This is a genomic window from Erythrobacter fulvus, assembly GCF_028595285.1.
In the GTDB taxonomy this organism is placed as follows: domain Bacteria; phylum Pseudomonadota; class Alphaproteobacteria; order Sphingomonadales; family Sphingomonadaceae; genus Erythrobacter; species Erythrobacter fulvus.
Genome location: NZ_JAQQXQ010000005.1, coordinates 152,922 through 177,316, shown reverse-complemented (window position 1 = coordinate 177,316; position 24,395 = coordinate 152,922). Strand labels below are relative to the sequence as shown.

At 64.7% G+C, this 24,395-nt stretch carries 22 protein-coding genes; 16 read left to right on the top strand and 6 right to left on the bottom strand.

Going from position 1 to position 24,395, the window contains the following annotated elements; genetic code table 11:
• Window positions 1-13: 13 nt before the first annotated feature.
• On the bottom strand, window positions 14-1,045 hold the full coding sequence (locus OIK40_RS08200; protein WP_273677688.1) for a PhoH family protein: 1,032 nt from the start codon (window positions 1,043-1,045) through the stop codon (window positions 14-16).
• A 170-nt stretch (window positions 1,046-1,215) separates the two neighbouring features.
• Between OIK40_RS08200 and OIK40_RS08195 the strand changes: the two genes are divergently transcribed.
• Window positions 1,216-1,785, top strand: a complete 570-nt coding sequence (locus OIK40_RS08195) for a COG3650 family protein (RefSeq protein ID WP_273677686.1) — start codon at window positions 1,216-1,218, stop codon at window positions 1,783-1,785.
• Here the strand turns inward: OIK40_RS08195 and miaB are convergent.
• From miaB to OIK40_RS08180, 3 genes are read right to left on the bottom strand one after another with little or no spacing between them, the layout of a single operon-like run.
• Window positions 1,774-3,123, bottom strand: coding sequence for a tRNA (N6-isopentenyl adenosine(37)-C2)-methylthiotransferase MiaB (gene miaB, locus OIK40_RS08190; RefSeq protein WP_374211800.1), 1,350 nt, complete (start codon window positions 3,121-3,123; stop codon window positions 1,774-1,776). The genes OIK40_RS08195 and miaB overlap by 12 nt on opposite strands.
• A 35-nt stretch (window positions 3,124-3,158) precedes the next feature.
• Window positions 3,159-4,085, bottom strand: coding sequence for an alpha/beta hydrolase family protein (locus tag OIK40_RS08185; protein ID WP_273677682.1), 927 nt, complete (start codon window positions 4,083-4,085; stop codon window positions 3,159-3,161).
• A 19-nt stretch (window positions 4,086-4,104) separates the two neighbouring features.
• A complete protein-coding gene (locus OIK40_RS08180) occupies window positions 4,105-4,566 on the bottom strand; it encodes a peptidylprolyl isomerase (protein WP_273677681.1) in 462 nt (153 codons plus the stop codon).
• Window positions 4,567-4,669: 103 nt separating this feature from the next.
• On the opposite strand from OIK40_RS08180, the gene mgtE reads away from it, so the two are divergent.
• From mgtE to OIK40_RS08165, 3 genes are read left to right on the top strand one after another with little or no spacing between them, the layout of a single operon-like run.
• Window positions 4,670-6,118, top strand: coding sequence for a magnesium transporter (gene mgtE, locus OIK40_RS08175; RefSeq protein WP_273677680.1), 1,449 nt, complete (start codon window positions 4,670-4,672; stop codon window positions 6,116-6,118).
• A gap of 34 nt (window positions 6,119-6,152) precedes the next feature.
• Window positions 6,153-6,911 carry a glucose 1-dehydrogenase gene (locus OIK40_RS08170; RefSeq protein WP_273677679.1) on the top strand — a complete coding sequence of 253 codons (759 nt, stop codon included), beginning with the start codon at window positions 6,153-6,155 and terminating at the stop codon, window positions 6,909-6,911.
• 30 nt (window positions 6,912-6,941) lie between these two features.
• On the top strand, window positions 6,942-7,334 hold the full coding sequence (locus OIK40_RS08165) for a DUF1489 family protein (protein ID WP_273677678.1): 393 nt from the start codon (window positions 6,942-6,944) through the stop codon (window positions 7,332-7,334).
• Between the two features lie 6 nt (window positions 7,335-7,340).
• Here the strand turns inward: OIK40_RS08165 and OIK40_RS08160 are convergent, their stop codons facing one another.
• Together OIK40_RS08160 and OIK40_RS08155 are read right to left on the bottom strand one after the other, a co-directional pair.
• The gene (locus OIK40_RS08160; protein WP_273677677.1) at window positions 7,341-8,396 is read right to left on the bottom strand and encodes a BLUF domain-containing protein; all 1,056 of its coding nucleotides are present in this window, start codon (window positions 8,394-8,396) and stop codon (window positions 7,341-7,343) included.
• Between the two features lie 236 nt (window positions 8,397-8,632).
• A complete protein-coding gene (locus OIK40_RS08155; protein ID WP_273677676.1) occupies window positions 8,633-9,595 on the bottom strand; it encodes a Vgb family protein in 963 nt (320 codons plus the stop codon).
• Window positions 9,596-9,744: 149 nt separating this feature from the next.
• On the opposite strand from OIK40_RS08155, the gene OIK40_RS08150 reads away from it, so the two are divergent.
• The 12 genes from OIK40_RS08150 (at window position 9,745) to OIK40_RS08095 (ending at window position 24,168) form a co-directional block, all read left to right on the top strand.
• The gene (locus OIK40_RS08150) at window positions 9,745-10,827 is read left to right on the top strand and encodes a putative urea ABC transporter substrate-binding protein (protein ID WP_273677675.1); all 1,083 of its coding nucleotides are present in this window, start codon (window positions 9,745-9,747) and stop codon (window positions 10,825-10,827) included.
• A 33-nt stretch (window positions 10,828-10,860) separates the two neighbouring features.
• Window positions 10,861-11,676 carry an ABC transporter permease gene (locus tag OIK40_RS08145; protein WP_273677673.1) on the top strand — a complete coding sequence of 272 codons (816 nt, stop codon included), beginning with the start codon at window positions 10,861-10,863 and terminating at the stop codon, window positions 11,674-11,676.
• A gap of 4 nt (window positions 11,677-11,680) precedes the next feature.
• Window positions 11,681-12,454 carry an ABC transporter ATP-binding protein gene (locus tag OIK40_RS08140; RefSeq protein ID WP_273677671.1) on the top strand — a complete coding sequence of 258 codons (774 nt, stop codon included), beginning with the start codon at window positions 11,681-11,683 and terminating at the stop codon, window positions 12,452-12,454.
• Window positions 12,455-12,466: 12 nt separating this feature from the next.
• On the top strand, window positions 12,467-12,949 hold the full coding sequence (locus OIK40_RS08135) for a CopG family ribbon-helix-helix protein (protein WP_273677669.1): 483 nt from the start codon (window positions 12,467-12,469) through the stop codon (window positions 12,947-12,949).
• Window positions 12,946-13,767 carry an urea amidolyase associated protein UAAP1 gene (locus OIK40_RS08130; RefSeq protein ID WP_273677668.1) on the top strand — a complete coding sequence of 274 codons (822 nt, stop codon included), beginning with the start codon at window positions 12,946-12,948 and terminating at the stop codon, window positions 13,765-13,767. The genes OIK40_RS08135 and OIK40_RS08130 overlap by 4 nt, the downstream gene beginning before the upstream one ends.
• Before the next feature lie 25 nt (window positions 13,768-13,792).
• Complete coding sequence (locus OIK40_RS08125) at window positions 13,793-14,428, top strand: urea amidolyase associated protein UAAP2 (RefSeq protein WP_273677667.1); 636 nt, start codon at window positions 13,793-13,795, stop codon at window positions 14,426-14,428.
• On the top strand, window positions 14,425-18,012 hold the full coding sequence (gene uca, locus OIK40_RS08120; protein WP_273677665.1) for an urea carboxylase: 3,588 nt from the start codon (window positions 14,425-14,427) through the stop codon (window positions 18,010-18,012). The genes OIK40_RS08125 and uca overlap by 4 nt, the downstream gene beginning before the upstream one ends.
• A complete protein-coding gene (gene atzF, locus OIK40_RS08115) occupies window positions 18,009-19,775 on the top strand; it encodes an allophanate hydrolase (RefSeq protein ID WP_273677664.1) in 1,767 nt (588 codons plus the stop codon). The genes uca and atzF overlap by 4 nt, the downstream gene beginning before the upstream one ends.
• Window positions 19,776-19,828: 53 nt before the next feature.
• Complete coding sequence (locus tag OIK40_RS08110) at window positions 19,829-21,319, top strand: ATP-binding response regulator (RefSeq protein ID WP_273677663.1); 1,491 nt, start codon at window positions 19,829-19,831, stop codon at window positions 21,317-21,319.
• On the top strand, window positions 21,316-22,242 hold the full coding sequence (locus OIK40_RS08105; protein WP_273677661.1) for a response regulator: 927 nt from the start codon (window positions 21,316-21,318) through the stop codon (window positions 22,240-22,242). The genes OIK40_RS08110 and OIK40_RS08105 overlap by 4 nt, the downstream gene beginning before the upstream one ends.
• Window positions 22,243-22,421: 179 nt before the next feature.
• Window positions 22,422-23,429 (top strand): sterol desaturase family protein, encoded by a 1,008-nt coding sequence (locus OIK40_RS08100; protein ID WP_273677660.1) that lies wholly within the window; start codon window positions 22,422-22,424, stop codon window positions 23,427-23,429.
• A gap of 31 nt (window positions 23,430-23,460) precedes the next feature.
• Window positions 23,461-24,168, top strand: coding sequence for a hypothetical protein (locus OIK40_RS08095; protein ID WP_273677659.1), 708 nt, complete (start codon window positions 23,461-23,463; stop codon window positions 24,166-24,168).
• Window positions 24,169-24,395: the final 227 nt, after the last annotated feature.

Below are 24,395 nucleotides of genomic sequence, written 5' to 3'. Positions count from 1 at the left end.
GAGCAATCGTGGGTTAGGCGCCCTCGCCCTCGTAAGCTTCGACGATGCGGCCCACGATGGGGTGGCGCACCACGTCGGCGGCAGTGAAGCGGATCGTGCCGAAGCCATCGACCCCTTCCAGCCGCCCGACCGCGTCGGCCAGCCCGCTCATCCGGTCGCCGCCCGGAATGTCGACCTGCCGCGGGTCGCCGCAGATCACCATGCGGCTGTTCTGCCCGAAGCGGGTCAGGAACATCTTCATCTGCTCGCGCGTGGTGTTCTGCGCCTCGTCGAGGATGATGAAACTGTCGGCCAGTGTGCGTCCGCGCATGAAGGCGATCGGCGCAATCTCGATCTCGCCATTCGCGAGCCGCCGCTCCACCTGCTCGGGCGGCATGCAGTCGTAGAGTGCATCGTAAAGCGGGCGCAGATAGGGATCGACCTTGTCCTTCATATCGCCGGGCAGGAAGCCCAGCTTCTCGCCCGCCTCGACCGCCGGACGCGACAGGATCAGACGCTGCACAGAGCCCGCAATCAGCTGGCTGACCGCCTGGGCCACCGCGATATAGGTTTTACCGGTACCCGCCGGGCCAAGCGCGAAGATGATGTCGTCCTTCGCCAGCGAGCGCATGTATTCGATCTGCGTTGCCGACCGCGGAACGATCGTCTTCTTGCGCGTGCGGATCATGATCGGCGGCGTGTCGCTCTCGCCCGATATGATCCCCTCAAGCGTTGGTTCGGCCGACATGGCGATCAGCGATTCGATCGCGCCGCTATCGAGATCCTCGCCCCGGGCGAGCCTGTCATACATGGTTTTCAGCGTCTCGCGGGCGCGGGATACGTCGTCCTCGGGCCCCTCGATCACCACCTGATGGCCGCGGGCATGGATATAGACCCCGAGCCGGTTCTCGACCTGCACCAGATTGGCATCGAACTGGCCGAACAGCGGCCCCAGCAGCGACTGGTTCTCGAAGGTCAGCTCCACCCGGGCGCGCCGGGGAGCGGCAATACCGCGGGGATCGGGCGAAAGAGCCGGATTGGCGGCGCGGGAGGGTCGTCGGCCCATAGCTTCCTTTGGCTTGGAGCGAGGGACAATCCCCCGTCCACGAGTCGTGAAGGTAAGGCAGGGTTGGCGCAAAGCAAGCGTAGGGGCCGTATTGCGCGGTGGAAAGTCACGCGCTTGTCACCACACCCTCGGTCGAGCAAAATGGCCGGCACAAGCGGAGGGAGAGAGAAATGCAGCGATTTGTCACACTGATCGCAGTGCTTGGTCTGGCAGGATGCGGCGCCGAAGCACCGCCCGCGCCGGAGGCCACCGGCGAGGCCGCAGCCCCAGCAACGGCACCCGCGAGTGCGGAAGCAGACATTCGCCACTTCCTGTTGCAGGAATATCCCGAGGCGGCGCCGATGCGCTATGCGCTGGCGTGGCACGATCTCGACGGCGACGGCACGGACGAGGCCATCGTGCATGTGGTGACACCGTGGCTGTGCGGCAGCGGCGGGTGCAACACGCTAGTGCTGGCGCAGGCCGGTCCGATGTGGCGGAAGGTCGGCGACATCAGCGTATCGCGCACGCCCGTTGCGGTGCTCGATAGCGCCACGGGCGGGTGGAAGGATATCACCGTCAGCATCGGCGGTGGCGGCGGGGCATCCGGCACCGCGGTGCTGAAGTTCGACGGCGAAAGCTATCCCGCCAACCCCACCGTGCCGCCCGCAGAGATGACCGAGGCGCAAGGCACCGTGCTGATCGCGGAGGACCCCGAACTGGTAGAACTGGCTGCGGTGGAAGAAACCTCAGGCGGGTGAGGCGATTGTCTCGCGCACCAGCCCCCTGAGCGAGTTCGGCCCCGCCTCGGCCAGCGTCACCTCGACCATGTCACCGATGGCCGCGGGCGCTTCGAACCAGACGCTCTGGAGCCAGGGCGACTTGCCGAGCCACTGGCCCTCGTGCTTGCCCTTGCGTTCGACCAGCACGGTGCAGGTCTTGCCGACGCTGGCGGCGTTGAAAGCCATCTGGTGGTGGCCGATGCGGGCCTGAAGGCGCTGTAGGCGGTCGTCCATAACCTGCGGAGCGATCTGGCCGTCCATCGTCGCGGCAGGCGTGCCGGGGCGCGGACTGTATTTGAAACTGAAGCAGGCGGCGTAGCGGACTTCGTCGACGATGCTCAGCGTGTCCTGAAATTCGGCCTCGGTCTCGCCCGGGAAGCCGACGATGAAATCGCCCGATAGCGCAATATCGGGGCGGGCGGCGCGGAAGCGTTCGATCAGCTTCAGATAGCTTTCGGCGGTGTGCTGGCGATTCATCGCCTTCAGGATGCGGTCATTCCCCGCCTGCACGGGCAGGTGCAGATAGGGCATCAGCTTCGCCACCTCGCCATGTGCGGCGATCAGGTCATCATCCATGTCGTTGGGGTGACTTGTGGTGTAGCGAATGCGCTCGAGCCCGTCGATTTTGGCGAGCGTGCGGATCAGTCCGCCCAGACCCGTGGGCCGGCCCTTCTCGTCCTCGCCAGCCCAGGCGTTGACGTTCTGGCCAAGCAACGTGATCTCCCTCGCGCCCGCTTCAACCAGCTTGTGCGATTCGGCAACGAGGTGACTGAAAGGTCGCGAAATTTCCGCGCCGCGGGTATAGGGTACCACGCAATAGGTGCAGAACTTGTCGCAGCCTTCCTGCACGGTGAGGAAGGCGCTGGGGCCACGCTTGCGGCGGGCCGGAAGCGCGTCGAACTTGGCGATTGCCGGCATGTCGGTGTCGGTCGCACGCTCGCCCTTCGTCGCCTTGTCGAGCATCTCGGGCAGGCGGTGATAGGCCTGCGGGCCGACCACGATGGAAACCGCAGGCGCGCGCGCCATGATCTCCTCGCCCTCGGCCTGTGCGACGCAGCCGGCGACCGCGATCAGCGGCGCCCTGCCCGCTTCCTCGCCAGCCTTCACCAACCGACCGATATCCGAATAGACCTTTTCCGCGGCCTTTTCACGGATGTGGCAGGTGTTGAGGATGACGAGATCGGCCTCCTCGCCCTCGGCGGCGGGGTTGATGCCGCGCTCGGCCAGCAGTTCGCCCATGCGCTCGCCGTCATAGACGTTCATCTGGCAGCCGAAGCTCTTGACCCGGTAGGTCTGCGGAGGAGTTTGCGGTTTCATGAGGGCTGCGCCCATAGCGCCGTTGGAGCCAGGGTTCAATCGCGCGACTTTTCAGCCTCGCGCCGTCCCTGATGGACGCAAGGCACCAGCGGGCGGGTCGCGCGTCCCGGATGCGCCTTTTGCTCGGGGCCGCATTCAACCATGGGCTTCGGCACCGCGTTGGCTTTTACCACCGCCAGCGCATCATCGCTGCCATAGGCGGCAATCCAGGTGATGCAGTCGGCCAGCGGCCTGACCTTATGCTTGGTGAACTGCCCGTTCTGCGGCCCGCAATTGACGGTGAACACATCCGCCGCCGGATCGATGTCGAACCGGGCAAAGCGGCGCAGCACCTCGCCCCTTTCATTGAAGACGGTGCGCTGCACGTCGTTCGTCATCCCGTCGCCGCCATAAAAGGGCGAGGTGTTGAACATGTAGGCGCGCACTTTGGGGTACCGGATCGAAACCTCGGTCGCCAACGCGCCGCCCAGCGAATGGCCGGTCACGATCCATTGCGGATCGCTGCCCCAGCGCGCGCGCTCTAAATCGAAATATCTCAGTGCGATCTCGATCTGGTCGCTACGCAAACTGCCGTAGAAGATATCGGTGAAGCCGTCGAAATCGGTGCCGCGGAACGCCATGATGCGGGCGGTCGGCCGGCGGTTGGGATCACCATCGCTGCCCGGAGCATATTGCGCGAACAATTCGTAGCCAAAGCCTTTCTTCGCGTCCTCCTCGGCGATCGGCAGCCGCTCGAGCTGTTCGAGCAGTGGTCCGTCATCAACGAACACATCGTCGTCGCCGGTATAGGCATTGGTCGCGGCGACCGCGTAGGGCCACGCCTCCACCGCCGCTTCGCGCACAAACGGGCACCACCCGCCCGGCTCCATCCGGCACGGGCTGCGCGATTGCGAGATATCGGGATAGGTGACGCAGGCCGTCAGAGCCAGCAACAGCGCGGGGGCAAGAAGGCGCGGCGTCACCCGATCAACCGTCGAAAGATCAGGCGACCGTCGCCTTGACGATCTTGCCCGGCGCACGCGGCGGTTCACCCTTGGGCAGCGCGTCGACGTGTTCCATGCCGCTTTCGACCTGCCCCCACACGGTGTATTGCTTGTCGAGGAACCGGGCGTCCTCAAAGCAGATGAAGAACTGCGAATTGGCGCTGTCGGGGTTTTGTGCACGCGCCATAGAGCAAGTGCCGCGCACGTGGGGTTCGGCGTTGAATTCGGCCTTGAGATCGGGCTTGTCACTGCCGCCCATGCCGGTGCCGGTCGGATCGCCACCCTGTGCCATGAAGCCCGAAATGACGCGGTGGAACACTACGCCGTCGTAGAAGCCTTCCTGCGCCAGCTCGGTGATGCGTGCGACGTGGCCAGGGGCCAGATCGGGGCGCAGCTTGATCACGACATCCTTGGGCTCGCCGTCGCCGGTGTCGAGGGTGAAAGTCAGCGTATCGGCCATTTCATCTGTCTCCTGAAAGAATTTGCGCGGTTCTATAGCGTTCGGCGCGGGACTGTCACCCTCTTCCCTTGCTTTTCATAGGTCGCTCCGTAAACGCCTCCCAATGGCCGATGATCGCATCACCGAAGACGATCTGCTGATCGCCGAGGCAGGCGAGGTCGAGGTGCGCCCGGACGACCGGGTCGACGATGAACGCCACGACGAGGAAAACCGGCTCAAACCCTCCTTCGTCAGCGCCGTGCATCTCGCTCTTGAAGCGGGCGACAAGGGCGCGGTCTATGATCTGGTCGAACCGCTCCACGCGGCCGACATCGCAGACCTGATCGAACTGCTCGACCGGTCCGAGCGCGCCGAGCTGGCGGCAGCGATCACCGACCTGATGACCAGCGACGTGATCGCCGAACTCAACGATTACGTCCGCGAAGACCTGATGGAGGCCCTGCCCGCGCAGGCAGTGGCGACCATTGCCGAACAGCTCGACACCGACGATGCGGTGCAGCTGATCGAAGATCTCGACGAGGCAGACCAGCGCGCGATCATCGCCGAGCTGGAGCCCGAAACCCGCGCCGCCGTTTCCAGCGCGCTCTCCTATCCGGAAGAAACCGCCGGACGCCTGATGAGCCGCGATTTCGTCGCGGTGCCGGAACACATGACGGTGGGCGACCTGATCGACTTCCTGCGCGAGGAAGGCGATCTGGAGCATGATTTCTTCGAAGTCTTCATCATCGACGAAGGCCACCATCCGGTGGGCACCTGCGCGCTGAACTGGATCCTCACCACGCCGCGCAGCGTGCGTCTGACCGACCTGATGAAGCGCGACCAGACCCTGATTCCCGTGACGATGGATCAGGAAGAAGTCGCGCTGATGTTCCAGAAATACGCGCTGATCTCGGCTGCGGTGGTGGACGAGAGCGGACGGCTGGTCGGCCAGATGACGGTCGATGACGTGGTGCACATCATCTCGGAAGAGGCCGGCGAGGACGCGCTGCTGATGTCGGGCGCGGGCGACGGCGACATCAACGAGCCGATCCGCGAAGCTTACACCGCCCGCGTGCGCTGGCTGGTCGCCAACCTCGGCACGGCGGTGGTCGCATCCAGCATCATCGCGCTGTTCGGCGCGGCGATCGAGCAGCTGGTGGCGCTCGCCGTGCTTATGCCGATCGTCGCCAGCATCGGCGGCAATGCAGGCACGCAGACCATGGCTGTGGCGGTGCGCGCGATTGCAACCAATCAGCTGACCCGCGCCAACACGCGGCGCATTCTGTGGCGCGAATTCCGCGTCGCGCTGCTGAATGGCGGCACAATCGCGGTGCTGATCGGGATTGCCGCAGGCGTCTTGTTCAGCCCGATGATGGGAATCGTGATTGCGCTGGCGATGGTAATCAATATCGGCATTGCAGGCCTTGCCGGCGTGCTGGTGCCGGTGATTTTCGAAAGGCTCGATCAGGATCCGGCGGTGGCATCTTCCGTCTTCGTGACGATGATCACCGATTCGATGGGCTTCTTCGCCTTCCTAGGTTTGGCAGTAGCAGCCGGCCTCGCCCCGCTCTAACCCTTCTGCCCGAGAGACAATCGGGGAGAGTGAAATGGCAGGACGGGTTTCGGGCAAGGTGGTGCTGCTAACGGGCGGCGCGATGGGTCTGGGCAAGGCATCGGCGCGGGCGCTGCTGGCCGAAGGCGCAAATGTCGTCATCACCGATATCGACGAGACTGCGGGCCGCACCACGGCGACAGAACTGGGCTGCGGCTTCCTGCATCAGGACGTCACCGACTGGGCGCGCTGGCAGGAGGTTATCGCCGAGGTTGAGACCGCGCATGGACGGCTCGACGTGCTGGTGAACAACGCTGCGATCACCGTGTTCGGATCGGTCATGGACATTTCGCCGGAGGATTTCCGACGCTGCTACACGGTCGATGTCGATTCGATCTTCATGGGCTGCAAGGCGGCAATCCCGCTGATGGCGAAGGGCGGCGGCGGCTCGATCGTCAATTTCTCGTCCGCCGCGGGCAACAAGCCTTCGCCCGATCTTGCCGCCTACAACAGCGCCAAGGCAGCAGTGGCAATGCTGACCAAGTCGATCGCGCTGTGGTGCGCGCGCGAACAGAACGGCATCCGGGTGAATTCGGTGCAGCCCGGCACAATCCTCACCCCCAATGTTGAAAGCGTGATCGCCGGCACGCCTGATCCGGACGCAACCCGTGCGGCGTTCTCGGTGGCGCAGCCCATCGGCCGGATGGGCGAGGTCGATGATATCGCGCATCTGGTGGTCTATCTCGCCAGCGACGAGAGCAAGTTTGCCACGGGTGCGCCCTTCATTGTGGACGGGGGCCTTTCTATCGCTTGATCGGGCGCGGCATAGGCCCACATTGGGGTCATGCCTCTTCACCTGACCAAGATCGCCTTCGGGGCGAAAAGCTATGACCAGCTTGCCGGATGGTATCGCGGTCGCGGCGAGATCCGGCTGACCACCCGCAACCGCCCGACCCGGCACGAGGAATGCGTCGGCGGTTCGCTCTACTGGATCATCAACCATGCAATCGTCGCGCGATCGACGATCACTGGCTTTGCCAAGACCGAGGACGGGCGGTGGGACATCTGCCTCGCGCCCGAACTCGTCCGCGTCCACACCCAGCCCAAACGCGCGCACCAGGGCTGGCGCTACCTGACCGAGGACAAGGCGCCGAAGGACGTTGCCGAGGGCGAGGACATCGGCGATGCCCTGCCCGGCAAGCTTGCGATGAAGCTGGAGCGGCTCGGCCTCGTTTAGGCGGCTCTATTGCAGCGTGCGTCCCTGCCGGATCAGCTGGGCAAGCCGCACGCTGGTTCCGGCAACGCATCGCCGCGCATGATCCGCGCCGACACTGGCCGCACTTGCGGTCGCCTCGGCGAACATCCGCCCACCGACTGAAACCACCACCAGATGCCCCGGCGACGCCTTGCGGCTCGCCTCCACCGTTTCGCGCAGCTTGGCCAGCGCGCGCTGTCGCGGAAGAGCGTCGGACAGTGCAATGTCGACGGCATCGTGCCCCTGTCCGGCGATCTGGTTGGCCAGCGCTTCCTTGCTGCCGGGGAACGCCATTTCCACCTGCCATCCGGCGTCGGTGAACTGATCGGCGAGCAGCGCGGTCCCCAGCATGTGCGGTTCCCCGGGAGCCGTCGCCAGCAGGACGGAATAGCGGCTGCGCCTGAGATTGGCCGCTCCGGCATAAGTGCGCACCGCGTGGCCAGCGAGTTGCAGCATGCTGAGCCCCACGGTCAGATCGAATTCGCTGCACCTGTCCGTCAGCCAGGCATCACCCATCGCCCGCGCTACCGGCTCTATCAGGTGAGAGACAATGTCGTCCGCGCTCCAGCCCTGTTCGGCGATGCTCGCAAGCCGCGCATTGATGCGGGTGTCGTCACCATCGAGCGCCAATTGCGCCATGCCCGGCACATAATGCGCCAGCGCATGCGGGGCGAGATCGCTCGGCCGGTGGCGCCGGCTCTTGTTCTCCTCGTGGCTGTAAAGCAGCAAGTCCCAGTCCGAAAACAGACGGCTGGAGACCATGTGTTCGGTCAGCACCTCGATATCGCGGTGGCGTTCGTCGGCGCGGATCGAGGCCCACACCTTGCGCAGCCCGTCGGGCGGGCCTTCGAGCGTCTGGAGGAAGCGCCCGTTTTCATAAAGCAGCATGCCTGTCACGCCGAGACTGCGGTTGCGCCGACGTGCCTTGGCGACGAGTTGTTCGAGTTCGCTTTCCGAAGGCCGCGAAACTGCGCGGCTTTGATAGGTCAGGCAGCCGATCCAGCTGTTCGGATCCGTCCTGACGATCCCCGTATGCACCTGCATTGCACCCTCCCCCAATCGGAATCGGGACAAGCGGGCATATCGGCGGGGGCTTCTATCGCGTCCCCTGTGCGATAACCCGGCGGATGATCCCGTCCGCGGATTGCTCTACAAATGGAGAGGTGAGCTGATCGCTGTGTGACAACCAACCCCTTCCGATATCCGTCGTGCCGCCTGACGGAATCGGAATTGACGTAGCGTCACCTATGACGGGGCAGGCGTCAATCTTTAAAAACGTTTCACTTTGCCACGGGGGCGCTCCACCACGATAGCGTCTGGTTGTCATGCGCCGATGTCCATACGCCTGCGGGGGTCCAGCGCAGCGCGCCGCTGCCCACAGCCTCGCCGAGTCGCGCGCGAATCGCTCCGCTTTCGGGATCGATCACCACCATGGTCTGATCATCGGTGGTGCGCAGCCACACTGCACCGCCTCCGGTGTCGATATCGCCCCACTTCAGATTGTCGCCCACCTTGGTGCGCCCGGCCACGGCGAGCGTTTCGGGATCGACCTTGGCGACGGTGCCGTCACCCTGTTCCTGCACCCAGACCGCGCCCTCGCCCGCTGCGAGGAAGCCCGGCGTTTCGCCCAGCGCGACAGTGCCGACCACGGTGTTGGTGGCAGGGTCGATCTTCTGCAGCAGCTTGCCCTCGCTCGACACAGCCCAGATCGCGTCGAAGCCGAAGGCAAGGTACCACGTCTCGGCCGCGACCGGGATGGTCGCGATCACCGCGTTGGTGGCCGGATCGATCCGCGCGACGGCACCGGCAGGATCGCTTGCCACCCAGACGGAGCCTGCGCCCGCGACCACATTGGTTTCACCCTTGGGGTTGGCAAGGCCGGTGGGGACCTTGGCTTCGAGCGTCGCGGTGCCCAGATTGATGCGGTAAAGTTCGGCGCCCTTGCAATTGGCGACCCACAGCGAGCCTTCGGCAATCGCCATTGTTCCGCAGGGACGCGGGACATCAAAGCTAGCGAGTTTTTCGGTGGTCGACCACTTCTCCACCCGGCCATCATTGGTGACCCAGACGGCATCACCATCGACCGCAAGGAAGTCGGCAAAGCCCGGTACCTGCAATGCCTTCTCGACAAGATCGGGCGCGGGGCCCTCGGCAGGCGGCGGCGGCTCTTCCGCGGCGCAAGCGGCGAGCAGGGCCGAAGCCATGATGATCGGGAGGGGGCGTGCTGCCGGAATTCGGGCCATCGCAATCCTTTCCATGAGCCGCCGGAAACAAAACACGTCCAGCGTGGAACCAAGGATAGGCATATTACATTTGTTCGCAATCGTAATAATTCCCCATGGACAAACCCCGGCGATGGGGTGATGCTGCGCTGGCGAAAGGAATCCGAATCATGCTCCACCAGCTTCGCCGCGCGGCACGTTTTCTCCTACTTGCATGTGCACTGGCGGTGGCGGGTTGCTCGGGCAGCGAGGAACCGGCGGAGCCGCGCACCAGCTTCAACATCGGCTGGTCGATCTATGCCGGGTGGATGCCGTGGCCCTATGCCCAGCAGACCGGCATCGTGAAGAAATGGGCCGACAAATACGGGCTCGAAATCAACTTCGTGCAGGTCAACGACTACGTCGAGTCGGTCAACCAATACACTGCGGGCAAACTCGACGGGGTGACGGTTGCCAATATGGACGCGCTGACCATTCCCGCTGCGGGCGGCAAGGATACCAGCGCGATCATCCTCGGTGATTATTCCAACGGCAATGACGCGGTGCTGCTGAAAGGCGACAGCAATGTCGCGGCGATCAAGGGGCGCGAGGTCTATCTGGTCGAGCTGTCGGTGTCGCATTACCTGCTGGCCCGCGCGCTCGAGACAAACGGCATGAAGCTGACCGACGTGAAGACGGTCAACACCTCGGATGCCGACATCGCCAGCGCCTTCGCATCACCGCAGATCACCGCCGCCGTGGCGTGGAACCCGCAGGTCACCACAATGAAAGGTGTGCCCGGCACCACGGCAGTGTTCAGTTCTGCCGATATTCCGGGTGAGATTCTCGATCTGCTGGTGGTCGACACCGCTACGCTCAAGGCCAACCCCGACCTGGGCAAGGCGCTGGCGGGCATCTGGTACGAAACCATGGCGATCATGGCGAAGGACGATGCCGAGGGAGCAGCTGCGCGCGCGGCGATGGCGAAGCTTGCAGGAACCGATGCGCAAGCCTTCGAGGGCCAGCTTGCCACCACCTATCTCTACACCGATCCCAAGACAGCGGTGACGGCGATGGCTTCACCCGATCTCGTCACCACCATGACACGGGTGCGAGATTTCAGTTTTGCGCAGGGCCTGTTCGGTCAGGGCGCACGCTCGGCCGATGCGGTAGGGATGGAGTTCCCGGGCGGCAAGACGCTGGGCGACACGAACAACATCACGCTGCGCTTCGATCCCACCTTCATGCAACTGGCCGCGGACGGGAAGCTGTAAGGTCGGCAGGCGGATAGCGGGGCGGACAGGCCGATGCGCTGGGTGAATCGCAAGATCGCGCGCGGCAATGCGCTGCTTCTGGGCGCGCTGCCACTCGCGGTGCTGGCGCTGATCTATCTGATTGCTGCGGCGAGCCGTCACGCGGCCAACCCTGCCGACAAGATCCTGCCCTTGCCCGGCGCCATGGCGAGCGCGATGGCGGCACTGATCTTCGAGGCCGATCCGCTGTCCGGACAATACCTTTTCTGGGCAGATACGCTGGCCAGCCTGAGCCGGCTCGGCATGGGGCTCGGTATCGCCACGCTTTCGGCGCTGCTTGTGGGGCTGGTGCTGGGCGCGCTGCCGCCGGTGCGCACCACCTTCGGCCCGATGGTGACAGCCATTGCGGTGATCCCGCCGATTGCATTGCTGCCGATCCTGTTCATCACCTTCGGCCTTGGCGAGACTGCCAAGGTTGCGCTGATCGTGGTCGGCATCGCGCCTTTCATGATCCGCGATCTGGCCGGACATATCGCCGCCCTGCCCCGCGAGCAGATCGTCAAGTCGCTCACGCTCGGCGCGTCGAGCTGGCAATTGCTGCTCCGGGTCGCGCTGCCGCAGGCGATGCCGCGCCTGATTGCGGGATTGCGCCTGTCGCTCGGCCCGGCCTGGGTGTTCCTGATTTCAGCCGAAGCGATCGCTGCGGATGTGGGTCTGGGCTACCGCATCTTCCTTGTCAGGCGGTATCTCGCGATGGACGTGATCCTGCCCTATGTCGCGTGGATCGCGCTGCTTGCGGTCGCGATCGACTTCCTGCTTTCCCGCACCAGCCGCACTTTGTTCGGCTGGGCGCACAAGGCGGGGCACTGACGCGATGCTGAGCCTTGCCAACGTCTGGGTCGAATATGGCGACAAGGTCGTGCTCGAACGCATCTCGCTCGACATTGCCGAAGGCTCTTTCGTTTCGATCATCGGGCCTTCGGGAGCGGGCAAGAGCAGCCTGCTGCGCGTGATCCTCGGACAAGACCAGCCGAGCCGCGGCAGCATCACGCTCGACGGGCAGGCGCTTCCGCAGGAATGCGGGCCGGATCGCGGGGTGGTGTTCCAGCGCTATTCGGTGTTCCCGCACCTGACGGTGCTCGGCAACACGCTGCTGGGGCTAGAATTCGCCCAAGCTCCCCTCGCCGCGCGCCTATTCGGATCGGCCCGCCGCGCGGCCATTGCGCAAGCTGAAGAGATGCTGGCAGCGGTCGGCCTTTCGGACAGCATGCACCTTTATCCATCGGAAATGTCGGGCGGGATGCAGCAACGGCTGGCGATCGCGCAGGCGCTGATAAAGCGCCCGCGTATCCTGCTGCTCGACGAGCCTTTCGGCGCGCTCGATCCCGGCATCCGCACTGACATGCATGCGCTCATCACCCGGCTGTGGCGCGAATTCGGGCTGACCATCATCATGGTCACCCACGACATTAAGGAAGCCTTCGGCCTCGGCACACGGGTGCTCACGCTCGACAAGCGCCGCCACGATCCGCACGCCCCGCACCGCTATGGCGCAGGCGTGATCTACGACATCGCACTGACCCGTAAAATGGCCGCCGAGGCCGAGATTGACGCCAGTATTACGATTGACACTAATGGTAATAATTGAGATGGTCCGCCCATGAGTACCGAGCCTTCCCGCCTTGCCCGTCTGTCGATGAGCCTTCCGGCGGAGCTGTTCCGCCAGCTCGACGTGATGGTTGAAGAACGTGGGCTGCCCTCGCGCTCGCAGTTGATCGCAGAATTGATCCGTCACGCGCTGGCCGAGCACGAGGCGCTGACCCGCCCCGAAGACATGCTCGCTGGCACAATCACCATCGTTTACGCCGGTGGTGGCGGGCGGGTGCGCCAGCAGCTTGCCGAAACGCAGAGCGATTACCTGAAAGAGGTAATCTCTTCGCAGCACGTGTTCCTCGAACAGGACCAGTCACTGGAAGTGCTGCTGGTGCAGGGCCCGGCAGTACGGTTGAAGCAGCTGTGCGATGCGCTGCGCACGATCCGCGGCGTCCAGCAATTGCAGCTGGTCACCACCACCGCGCTGCTGCCGCCGCTACACGAGCAGGATGGCGCCGGAGAGGCCGAAGGACAGGAGGCCGCCGAATGAGCCAGACCGCAGATCCCAAGGCCGCGCGCGAACATGCCCGCGCCCAGGGCGGCACAAGAGTGGAGACAATGCCGATCCTCCCGCCGGTCGCCGACGATCTGCCCGAAGGCGTGCCGGCCGATGATCTGCTGTGGGAAGAAACCGTCGCGCCCGGCGGCTACACCTCGCGCCGGATTGCGCGCGGCACCCGCCTGCGCCTGATCGACAAGGCTGGCGATGCCTGCGCCAGCCTCAATATCTTCAATGCCGAAATGCCGACCGAACGGCTCAATGTTGCCGACACCGTGAAGGTCCAGTGGAACGCCTATCTCGGTGTCGGCAAACTTCTGCTGTCGGACATGGGGCGAGTACTGATGAGCATCACCGCCGACGATGCGGAAACCCATGATGCCTTCTGCGGCACCTCCAACGCCGTCACCAATGCTGCGAAATATGGCGAGGGGCGGAACTCGGGCGAATATCCCAATGGACGCGACCGGCTGATCCTCGGCGCGGCCAAGCACGGGCTGACACGGCGCGATGTCCACCCCTGCATTAACCTGTTCAAGGGCACGAAGATCGAAGCCGACGGTGCGATCACGCCGATTATCGGCCCCTTTGCGCCGGGCCGCAGCATGATCCTGCGTGCCGAGATGGACGTGATCGTGGTGCTGGCCAATTGCCCCCACGTGCGCGATCCGCGCGCTGCATGGCATTCAACCCCGCTTCGCGTGACCGCATGGCGAGGACCGGTCACTCCCGAACAGGATACCCTGCGCAATGCCACGCCAGAAGGGCAGCGCGCCTTCCTCAATGTCGAGGATTACTACCGCCGCTGACCCCTCTCTCGATGCAAGGCCAAACATGACAGACGACCCGGCCCTCTCCGGCCTTTCCGGCTCCATTGTCCACGACGAGATCGTGCCCGCCCGCGCCCCGTGGCTGCACCATGTGGCCGCCGGACAGACGCTGCGGATCGTCGATGTCGAGGGCAATCAGGCGGTCGATTTCCTGATCTATTCCGCTGCCGATGATGCCGAACGCTATTCCGCTCAGGATACTGTCGCGGCGAAGGGCAACCTGTTCCTGAAGACGGGCAGCGTCCTGCTGTCGAACGAGGGCCGCCCGATGATGACCATCACCGGCAGCGCGGTCGAATATCACGATACCATCGGCGGCGCCTGTTCGTGCGAAAGCAACACGCTGCGTTACGGCCACCACACCCGGCATCAACACGCCTGCGTCGACAATTTCCTCGAGGCCAACCTAACCCAGGGGCGCGGCAAGCGCGACATGGTGTCGAACATCAATTTCTTCATGAACGTGCCGGTCGAGGATGACGGTACGCTGGGCATCGTCGACGGCATTTCCGCCCCCGGGCTGACGGTGGACCTCAGAGCCGAGATGGACGTGATCGTGGTGGTGTCGAACTGCCCGCAGATCAACAATCCCTGCAACGCCTTCAACCCCACCCCCGTGCGCATGATCGTGGCGGCATGAGCTTCGATACCGTCCTGGTCGCCAACCGGGGCGCGATCGCCACCCGGATTATCCGCACCTTGCGGCGGATGGGCCTCAAATCGGTGGCAGTCTATTCGGAGGCTGACGCGGGATCGCTCCATGTCGCACAGGCCGATATGGCAGTGTGCATCGGGCCCGCGCCTGCCGCCGAAAGTTACCTCAACGTGGCCGCGATCCTTGCGGCCGCCAAGGCGACCGGCGCGGGCGCGATCCATCCGGGCTACGGCTTCCTTGCTGAGAATGCCGAATTCGCCGAGGCCTGCGCTGCCGCCGGCATCGCATTTATCGGCCCCACGCCGGAAAACATCCGCACCTTCGGCCTCAAGCATTCCGCCCGCGCGCTGGCAGAGGCGCATGATCTGCCGCTCGCGCCTGGAACCGGGCTGCTGACCGATGCCGACGAGGCTGCCAAGGCCGCAGCGCGGATCGGCTATCCCGTGATGCTGAAGGCCACCGCTGGCGGCGGCGGTATCGGAATGCGTATCTGCGAAACCGAGGCCGCGGTGCGCGAAGGCTTTGCCGCGGTCGTGCGGCAGGGCGAGGCAAGTTTCGGCGACGCGGGCGTGTTCCTTGAACGCTACATCGCCAATGCTCGCCATATCGAGGTGCAGATTTTCGGTGACGGGCAAGGCCGCGTCATGGGGCTGGGTGAACGCGACTGTTCGCTTCAGCGGCGCAACCAGAAGGTGGTCGAGGAAGCCCCCGCCCCTTGCCTGTCGGACGCCAAGCGCGGCGAGCTGATCGCGGCGGCAACACGGCTGGGCGAGGCTGCGAACTATCTTTCAGCCGGAACGGTCGAATTCCTCTACGATGCCGACCGCGCGGAGTTCTTCTTCCTCGAAATGAATACCCGTTTGCAGGTCGAACATGGCGTCACCGAGGAGGTGATGGGGATCGATCTGGTCGCATGGATGATCCGCGGCGCGGCGGGCGATTTCGCCATGCTCGATGCGCCCGCGCCCATCCCCAAGGGCCATTCGGTGCAGGTGCGGCTTTATGCCGAAGACCCCGCGCTCGATTACCGCCCTACCACCGGCACGCTCACCAACGTCACCTTCCCGGCCGACATCCGCGCCGAGACATGGGTGATGGCCGGGACCGAGGTGAGCGCATTCTACGATCCGATGCTCGCCAAGCTGATTACCCATGCCGGGACGCGCGCGGATGCGATTGCCGCGATGGCCCGCGCGCTTAATGCCAGCAGGATCGACGGAATCGAGACCAACCTGCGCTGGCTTCGCGACGTGCTGCGCGAGCCGCGCTTTGCCAGCGGCGACGTCACGACGCGGCTGCTCGCCGGCGTGACGCATCGTCCGGCGAGCATTCGCGTCATCTCGGGCGGCACTTCGACGACAGTGCAGGACTTTCCCGGACGCCTCGGCCTGTGGGACGTGGGCGTACCGCCAAGCGGGCCGATGGATGACCGGAGCTTGCGGCTCGGCAATCTGCTGCTCGGCAACCCTGAAGGCACGGCGGGGCTGGAAGTCACGGCGAGCGGCCCGACGCTGCTGTTCGAAAGCCCGGCGCGTATCTGCCTTACCGGCGCGGATTTCGGCGCAAAGCTCGACGGCGCGCCGCTGGCGCTCGGCCAGCCGATCGATGTGGCGGCAGGCCAGACGCTCGCCATGGGGCGCGTTACGGGTGGCGGGATGCGCGGCTATATCCTGTTCGCAGGCGGGCTCGACATTCCGGCCTATCTTGGCAGCGTGAGCACCTTCACCCTCGGCCAGTTTGGCGGCCATGCCGCACGGGCGCTGGTGGCGGGGGATGTGCTGCATCTGGCCAACCGCGAGACGGCAACGCCCGCCGTGGCCGAAGGCCTTCCGCCGCTCGGCAAGACGTGGGAACTGCGCGTCCTCTACGGCCCCCACGGCGCGCCAGACTTCTTCACGCCCGGCGACATCGCGCGCTTCCTCGATGCCGACTGGCAGGTGCATTACAATTCCAACCGCACCGGTGTGCGGCTGGTCGGCCCCAAGCCCGAATGGGCGCGGCGCGACGGCGGCGAGGCGGGGCTGCACCCATCCAACATCCACGACAATCCCTATGCCATCGGCGCGGTCGATTTCACCGGCGATATGCCGATCATCCTCGGGCCGGACGGGCCTTCGCTGGGCGGCTTCGTCTGCCCCTTTACGGTGATCGCGGCAGACCGGTGGAAGATCGGGCAGCTTTCGCCCGACGACCGCGTGCGGTTCGTGCCGGTGACAATTGATGACGCGATGGCGGCAGATGCTGCACCGCTCACCGCCTTGCCCGCACCCTCGCCCGCGCCGTCGATTGCCGATCTCTCGCCGATCCTTGCCGAGATCCCGGCACAGGGGCGCCGGCCGCGAACAACCTATCGCCAGCAGGGCGACCGCAACATCCTCGTCGAATATGGCGACATCGTGCTCGATATCGAGCTGCGCATCCGCGTCCACGCGCTGATGCAGGCACTCGAGGATGCCGCCATCCCCGGCGTGATCGACATCACCCCCGGCATCCGCTCGCTGCAATTGCATTTCGACGGTAAGGTGCTTGACCAGCCACGTGCCCTTGCCGCGCTGATGAGGGCCGAGGAAGCGATGGGCGATCTGGAGGACTTCTCCACGCCCTCGCGCATTGTCCACCTGCCACTGAGCTGGCGCGATCCGGCAATCACCGAGACCATCACCAAATACATGGGCGCAGTGCGCGACGATGCGCCGTGGTGCCCCGACAATATCGAGTTCATCCGCCGCATCAACGGCCTGCCGGATACGCAGGCGGTCGAAGATCTGATCTTCGATGCGAGCTATCTCGTGCTCGGCCTCGGCGACGTCTATCTCGGCGCGCCGGTGGCAACGCCAGTCGATCCGCGCCACCGGCTGGTGACCACCAAATACAATCCGGCGCGCACCTGGACTCCGCCAAATGTGGTCGGCATCGGGGGCGCATATATGTGCATCTACGGGATGGAAGGGCCGGGCGGCTACCAACTGTTCGGACGCACTATTCAAGTGTGGAACACGCACCGCCAGACCGATGCCTTCGTCGACGGCAAGCCGTGGCTGCTGCGCTTTTTTGACCAGATCCGCTTCTATCCCGTATCCGCGGAGGAGCTGGCCGAATGGCGGCGCGATTTCCCCACCGGGCGGCGTTCGATCCGGGTCGAGGAAAGCGAGTTCCGCCTCGCCGATTATCGCGCGTTTCTGAAAGACAATGCCGACAGTATCGCTGCCTTCGAGGCATCGCGGCAGGCCGCCTTCGATGCCGAGCGCGCCGCGTGGGAGGCCTCTGGCGAATTCGACCGGGTGACCGATCTGCTGGCCGAAGACGCAGGCGCGGGAGAGCCGACCGAGATTGATCTTCCGGACGGCGCGGAACTGATCGAGGCACCCTTCGGCGGCTCGGTCTGGAAGCTGCTGGTCGAACCCGGCGACGAAGTGGCGGCGGGCGATGTGATCGCAGTGATCGAGGCGATGAAGATGGAATGCCCGCTCGAAAGTCCGGCCAGCGGTACGATCGCCGCGCTGTATATCGCCGAGCGCCAGTCGCTTCAGCCCGGTGCGCCGATGCTGGCGCTGAGGAGAGCCTCGTGACCCTGCCCGAACGCCTTTCCGCCGGAGCGATTGCCGCCGCCGTTTCCAGCGGCGAAAACAGCGCGGTGACGGTGATGGAAAGCACCCTCGCCCGCCTTGCCGACTATGACGCGGTGCAGCCGCAGGCCTGGATCAGCCGCGCCGCGGCTGATGATCTGCTCGCCCGGGCCCGCGCCATCGACGCGCGGGTGGCGGCGGGAGAGCACCTGCCGCTGGCGGGCGTCCCCTATGCGGCGAAGGACAATATCGACGTTGCTGGAATGCAGACCACCGCTGCCTGCCCCGCTTTCGCCTATATGCCCGAAGCCTCCGCCACGGTGATTGCAAAGCTGGAAGCGGCGGGCGCGATCTGCGTCGGCAAGACCAATCTCGATCAGTTCGCCACCGGCCTTGTCGGCACGCGCAGCCCCTATGGCGTGCCGCGCAATGCCTCCAACCTCGCCTATGTCAGCGGCGGATCGTCTTCGGGGAGCGCGGTCGCAGTGGCGGCGGGGCTGGTCGCCTTCGCGCTCGGTACCGACACCGCCGGATCGGGACGCGTGCCGGCGGCGTTCAACCACCTTGTCGGATTGAAGCCCACCAAGGGCCGCTGGAGCACGCACGGACTGGTGCCCGCCTGCCGCAGCATCGACTGCATCACGGTCTTTACTGGCGCGCTGGCCGATGCGCGGCTGGTGGATTCGGTGCTGGCAGGCTTCGATGCCGCAGACCCCTTTTCGCGCCCGCTTGCCGATGTGCCGATCACGGCAAAGCGCATCGGCGTGCCCCGCCCCGACCAGCGCCTGTTCTTCGGCGATCTGCAATCGGAAGAACTCTATGACCGTGCGCTGGGCGTGCTGGCCAAGCAGGGCGAGCTTGTCGAGATCGACATTGCCCCTCTGCTCGAAGCCGCGCAGCTGCTCTATGGTGGCCCGTGGGTGGCCGAGCGCACCGCCGCGGTCGAAGCCCTGCTGCGAAGCGATCCCGATGCGATAGATCCGGTTGTGCGCAGCATTCTCGAGCCCGGCCTTGGCATGACGGCGGTCGAGACATGGAACGGCGTCTACCGCCTCGCCGAACTCGCGCGCCACGCCGAGGCACTGTGGAAGGATGTCGACGCGCTGGCCTTTCCCACCACCGGCACGACCTACCGCGTCGCGGAGCTGGCAGCAGCGCCCGTCGCGCTCAACAGCAATCTGGGCCGTTACACCAATTTCGTGAACCTGCTCGACATGGCCGCAGTTGCGGTGCCGGCAGGCGCGCGCACCAACGGCACCGGCTTCGGCATCACCCTGATCGGGCCGGCGAATAGCGACCTTGCGCTCATCGCCATGGCGGAAAGCTATCTCGCCGCTGCCGACCTGCCGCCCATTCCCCCGCTCGACACCGGAGACCATATGGACACTGTCAAACTCGCCGTCGTCGGCGCTCATCTCGAAGGCATGCCGCTGCACTGGCAGCTCACCAGCCGGAACGCGAAATTCGTCGGCGCTTTCACCACCGCGCCGACCTATCGCCTTTACGCCATGGCCGACTCTGTGCCGCCCAAGCCCGCGCTGGTGCACAGCGCAGACGGGGGTGAAATCGCGCTGGAAGTTTACGAGCTCGGCATGGCCGAATTCGGCAGCTTCGTCGCCGAGGTGCCGCCGCCGCTGGCAATCGGCACCGTTACCCTTTCGGACGGCACCAGCGTCAAGGGCTTCGTCGCCGAACCGCGCGCGCTCGACGGGGCCGAGGACATCACCCACCTCGGCGGCTGGCGGGCCTATATCGGGGGGTTGTGATTGCCGCAGCACGCCTTCGCCCCATGCCCGCAAGGCCAATGGAGACCGCAGCCGTGACCGCGCCTGCGGCCGACGATCTGCTGGCATGGCTGCGCGCTAGCGGCGAGGAAATGCACACGCACACGCTCGCCGCGCTGCTCGAAGAACACGCCGCGCTAGCCCGCGCCAAGGAAGCCGCAGAAGCCGCTAACGAGGCCAAGACCCGCTTCCTCGCCAGTGTTAGCCATGAAATCCGCTCACCGCTCAATGCCATCTACGGCTACGCCCAATTGCTCGAACGCGGCACGGGCGACGGGGCGCAGAACGGCGTGGAGGCGGGCAAGGTGATCCGCCGCAGCGCCGAACACCTGTCCAATCTCGTCGAAGGCCTGCTCGACATCGCGCAGGTCGAAAGCGGTTCGCTGAAACTGGCGCGCGACACGATCCGCTTTCCGGCGTTCCTCGAACAAATTGTCGCGATGTTCGAACCGCAGGCGGCGATGAAAGGGCTGGCACTGCGGCTCGATTTGCCGCCCACTCTGCCAGAATTCGTCCGCACCGATCCAAAGCGGCTGCGGCAGGTGCTGATCAATCTTCTGTCGAACGCGATCAAGTTCACCGACTGCGGCGAAGTCGTGCTGCGGGCACATTACCGTAACGAACTGGCAACCTTCGAGATTATCGACAGCGGCATCGGAATCGCGCCGGCCGATGTCGAACGCATCATGTTGCCGTTCGAACGCGGCACGGCATCGGCCGAACGCGCAGGGGTAGGTCTTGGTCTCGCAATCACGCAGGCGCTGGTGACGATCATGGGCGGCGACATGCGGGTTGAAAGCACACCGGACGAGGGTTCACGCTTCATCGTGCGACTGATGCTGTCCAGGCCGCTTTCCCCGCCTGCCGACCTGCCTGCGCACGCGAGCACCCATTTCTACCTTGGGCGCGAACGCACGCTGTTGCTGATCGACGATGATCCAGCGCACCGCGAAGCCTTGCGCGGTCTGCTCGAACCGCGCGGTTTCCGGGTGCTGACGGCGCAGGGTGGCGAGGAAGGCCTGGCTCTCGCCGCGCAGACCCAGCCCGATCTGGTGCTGCTCGACGTATCGATGCCCGGCATGGGCGGCTGGGAGGTCGCGTCCCAGCTACGCCAGCGCCATGGCCCGACGCTCCGGATCGTGATGCTCTCGGGAGAGGCGGCGGACTCCGGACCACAACAGTCCGCGGTCGTGCCGGCGGATATTTTCGTGACGAAGCCTTTCGATTTCGATCACTTGCTCGATGTGGTGAGCGCGCAGCTCGGGCTCGAATGGCCTCAGGTTGCCTCGCATTCGGCAGACGACAAGGCACTTCCCGCACTGGTTGCCGCCGAAGCGCAGCCGCACCTTGCCGAAATCGAACGGCTGGTACGGATCGGCCATGTCCGCGCGATCGAGGCGCGGATCGATGCGCTTGCGGCCATCGGCCCGGATGCCGCCGCGCTGGCCGAGCGGATGAGGGTGCATCTCGACGCTTTCGATCTCAAGGCGCTGGCGGCACTGGCGGCGACAGGAGGCACGCGATGATCGCCCGCGAAGGCAGCCAGAGCACGCGCGACTGCATCCTGGTGGTCGACGACAACCCGGAATCGCTGCGCTTCCTCGTCGATACGCTCGAGACAGAAGGCATGGACGTGCTGATCGCACGCAGCGGCGAGGCAACTCTCGACCTGCTGGCCGAGGCCGCGCCCGATCTGATCCTGATGGACGCGCTGATGCCGGGGATGAGCGGGCTGGAGACGACGCGGGCGATCAAGCGTAATCCCAAGACGGCGCATATCCCGGTAATCTTCATGACGGGGCTTACCGATCCCGAACACGTCATTGCCGCGCTGGAAACCGGCGGGGTGGATTATGTGCGCAAGCCGGTGGTGGTGGGCGAATTGCTGGCGCGGATCCGCGTGCATCTTGCCAATGCGCGCGCCTCCTACCGCTCGCGCCTCGCGCTCGGGCGGGCCGGTCGCAGCCTTGCGGCGATCGATCCGGGCGGCGGGCTGATCTGGTGCACCCCGCAAGCGGAAAGCCTGTTCCAGCGGATCGATCCCGCCTGGGACAGCACCGGGTCGGCCTTGCCAGGGGGAATCGCGCCTGTGCTGACGCGGCTGCTGCGCGATCCGGCCCACGGCGGCCCTGTGAACCTTACAGTCGCCGGGATCGAGATCGAGATCGCCCTTACCGAAAGCGACCGGCCTGACGAGACGCTGTTCAAGATCACGGAAGTGGGCGAGGCGTCGAAGGTCGATCTGCTGCTGCGGCAGACCGAACTGACCCGGCGCGAGGCAGAGGTGCTGCTATGGGTCAGCTACGGCAAGACCAACCGCACGGTCAGCGAAATCCTCGGCATCAGCCCGCGCACGGTCAACAAGCACCTCGAACAGGTCTTCCGGAAACTGGGCGTCGAAACCCGCGCCGCGGCAACCGCACTTGCCGTGCGGATGCTATCGGAGTAACGATGTTGCAACCGATCGCTTCCGGACAGGCGATCACTACGTCATTTGGCCACTTACTCTGCGCCTACAGCTTGCCATGGATGGCAGGACAAAAGGGGCGGGGATTTTGCGGCACGCGGACCGGGGCCTACCGGTCACGGGTCTGTCTGACCAAAGCGTAAGCATGATTGGAGCACGCAATGTCCGGAGTACAGGTAGGTAAGCGGATCATCGGCGCAGATGCCCCCGTCACGGTTGGCTGGGAGAATATCGGCCGGGTCGAAGGCGGACCGTTCAAGCAGTTCTTCTTTACCTATTTCCAGCCCGCAGTGCTCTTCGGGCTGATCGCCTTTTGGTATTATGCCCCCAATGAATGGGCGCTGGCATCGATCGGGATCGCGATCGGCCTTGGTTTCAAGGTGCTGCTGCTCGGCCTTGAATGGGTCAATCCGCGCTATCGCAGCTGGCAGCTGACGTGGAAGGAGTTCGCCACGGACGTGTTCTATGTCGGGATGGGCTACACGCTGGTCCGGATGATGGGCACCTATCTGGGCGACGACGTGATGATCGAAGCCGTACGCAATGCCTTCGACTGGGACAAGTTCAGCTGGTTCACCGGTCTGCCGCTGCTGGTGCAAGCGATTGCCATTTCGATGATCTTCGACTTCGGCCAGTACTGGATGCACCGCGGCATGCACAATTGGTACCCGCTGTGGCTGACCCACGCACCGCACCACTACATCACCCAGCTCAACATCAACAAAGGCGCGGTCGGCAACCCGATCGAGTTGTTCCTGATCGGCCTCGGCGTCGGCGGGTTCTTCGACTTCCTCCCGCGCGCCTTCCTGCTGGCCGGCGCGATCGGCATGGCAGTGGCGACCTACCAACACATCAACGTGCGCTTCAACACGCCGCGCTGGTGGCGCTACATCTTCAACACGGTTGAACATCACAGCGTCCACCATTCGCAGGACTACGAGGCGACCCGCAGCAATTATTCGGGCACCTGGATCATCTGGGATCGCATCTTCGGCACCTGCGTGGATGGCGAGGCCGAATTGCTGGGGATGGAAGGCGGGCGCCGGATGGATATCCGCGAAACCATGGTCTTCCCCTTCACCGAAGGATACAACACGTTCCGCACTTGGCTGCGCAGGCGCCTGCAACTGCCCGAGGCTGCGCCTCACCAGCCCGAGCCTGCCGAGTGACCGGCGCAGTGGATCGGCTGGCGAACTGCGCATGAACCTTCAACTGCCGTATGTCGACCGGATCTGGCGCGCCAAAGGCGAAGTCATAATCGACGAGCCGCTGGCCGCCGAGGACGCGTTCGCCCGGCTTGACCCACTGTTCCAGACACCGGGCACGTCCTATGCGGTGGCGGGCGATACACTGACCTATTCCAAGAAGAACCCGGCCGCGCAGGACAAGCTTGCCACCTTCACCAGCGGTGCCCTTACGGTGGACCAGAAAAGCGGCGTTTCGCGGCTCTCCTTCCACGTCTCCAGCACGGCGCTGCTACTGTGCTTTCTCGCACCCTTGCTGTTCCTCGGCTTTGCCCAGATCGCCCATGCCGTAAACGCGTGGGAGGCGTCCACCGCCGAAGTCGCGGCGAAAGAGAAATCCGCGGAAGAAGGCAAGGACGAGGACAAGGACAAATCCAAGGCCAAGGCCGAACTGCACTGGATCGACAAACTGCTTGGCGCGCCCGAACCCGATGACCCGACCAAAAAGAAGGACAAGGGCGAAAAGAAGGAAAAGATCCGTACCACGCCGGCCTATGTGCTCGCCGGTCTTTTCTTCGTGATCTACCTTGTCGGACGGGTGCTCGAGCCCTGGCTGCTTAAACGTACCTTCCGCGCGGCCCTTTCGGGCCGTCCGGACGAATCGGTCGCAAGCACGGATGCGCCTCGCTCGGCAGGCGCACAGGCCCAACCGGACATCGGCTGACCATTGCACAGATTTGTTGGCGTCCTAGCCTGACGCAAGCCGCCATCGCGGTATCGGTTAAGCCCTTGTGCTGACCGAATAATAGCGTTCAGCAAATAATCTTGCACGCATCAGTCGTTGGCTGAAACGATATAAGTCAAATGGCGCATGGCGCGCATCGCTTGAAATCCACATCACAGTGAATGTCACGTCGCACCACAGGGGAAGTGTGCGCGCGACTTGGTTGA

Bases quoted from the DNA above. Each gene is read 5' to 3' on its own strand.
- OIK40_RS08200 (WP_273677688.1), bottom strand. From the start codon at position 1,045: ATGGGCCGACGACCCTCCCGCGCCGCCAATCCGGCTCTTTCGCCCGAT.
- OIK40_RS08195 (WP_273677686.1), top strand. From the start codon at position 1,216: ATGCAGCGATTTGTCACACTGATCGCAGTGCTTGGTCTGGCAGGATGC.
- miaB (WP_374211800.1), bottom strand. From the start codon at position 3,123: ATGAAACCGCAAACTCCTCCGCAGACCTACCGGGTCAAGAGCTTCGGC.
- OIK40_RS08180 (WP_273677681.1), bottom strand. From the start codon at position 4,566: ATGGCCGATACGCTGACTTTCACCCTCGACACCGGCGACGGCGAGCCC.
- mgtE (WP_273677680.1), top strand. From the start codon at position 4,670: ATGGCCGATGATCGCATCACCGAAGACGATCTGCTGATCGCCGAGGCA.
- OIK40_RS08170 (WP_273677679.1), top strand. From the start codon at position 6,153: ATGGCAGGACGGGTTTCGGGCAAGGTGGTGCTGCTAACGGGCGGCGCG.
- OIK40_RS08165 (WP_273677678.1), top strand. From the start codon at position 6,942: ATGCCTCTTCACCTGACCAAGATCGCCTTCGGGGCGAAAAGCTATGAC.
- OIK40_RS08160 (WP_273677677.1), bottom strand. From the start codon at position 8,396: ATGCAGGTGCATACGGGGATCGTCAGGACGGATCCGAACAGCTGGATC.
- OIK40_RS08155 (WP_273677676.1), bottom strand. From the start codon at position 9,595: ATGGCCCGAATTCCGGCAGCACGCCCCCTCCCGATCATCATGGCTTCG.
- OIK40_RS08150 (WP_273677675.1), top strand. From the start codon at position 9,745: ATGCTCCACCAGCTTCGCCGCGCGGCACGTTTTCTCCTACTTGCATGT.
- OIK40_RS08145 (WP_273677673.1), top strand. From the start codon at position 10,861: ATGCGCTGGGTGAATCGCAAGATCGCGCGCGGCAATGCGCTGCTTCTG.
- OIK40_RS08140 (WP_273677671.1), top strand. From the start codon at position 11,681: ATGCTGAGCCTTGCCAACGTCTGGGTCGAATATGGCGACAAGGTCGTG.
- OIK40_RS08135 (WP_273677669.1), top strand. From the start codon at position 12,467: ATGAGTACCGAGCCTTCCCGCCTTGCCCGTCTGTCGATGAGCCTTCCG.
- OIK40_RS08130 (WP_273677668.1), top strand. From the start codon at position 12,946: ATGAGCCAGACCGCAGATCCCAAGGCCGCGCGCGAACATGCCCGCGCC.
- OIK40_RS08125 (WP_273677667.1), top strand. From the start codon at position 13,793: ATGACAGACGACCCGGCCCTCTCCGGCCTTTCCGGCTCCATTGTCCAC.
- uca (WP_273677665.1), top strand. From the start codon at position 14,425: ATGAGCTTCGATACCGTCCTGGTCGCCAACCGGGGCGCGATCGCCACC.
- OIK40_RS08105 (WP_273677661.1), top strand. From the start codon at position 21,316: ATGATCGCCCGCGAAGGCAGCCAGAGCACGCGCGACTGCATCCTGGTG.
- OIK40_RS08100 (WP_273677660.1), top strand. From the start codon at position 22,422: ATGTCCGGAGTACAGGTAGGTAAGCGGATCATCGGCGCAGATGCCCCC.
- OIK40_RS08095 (WP_273677659.1), top strand. From the start codon at position 23,461: ATGAACCTTCAACTGCCGTATGTCGACCGGATCTGGCGCGCCAAAGGC.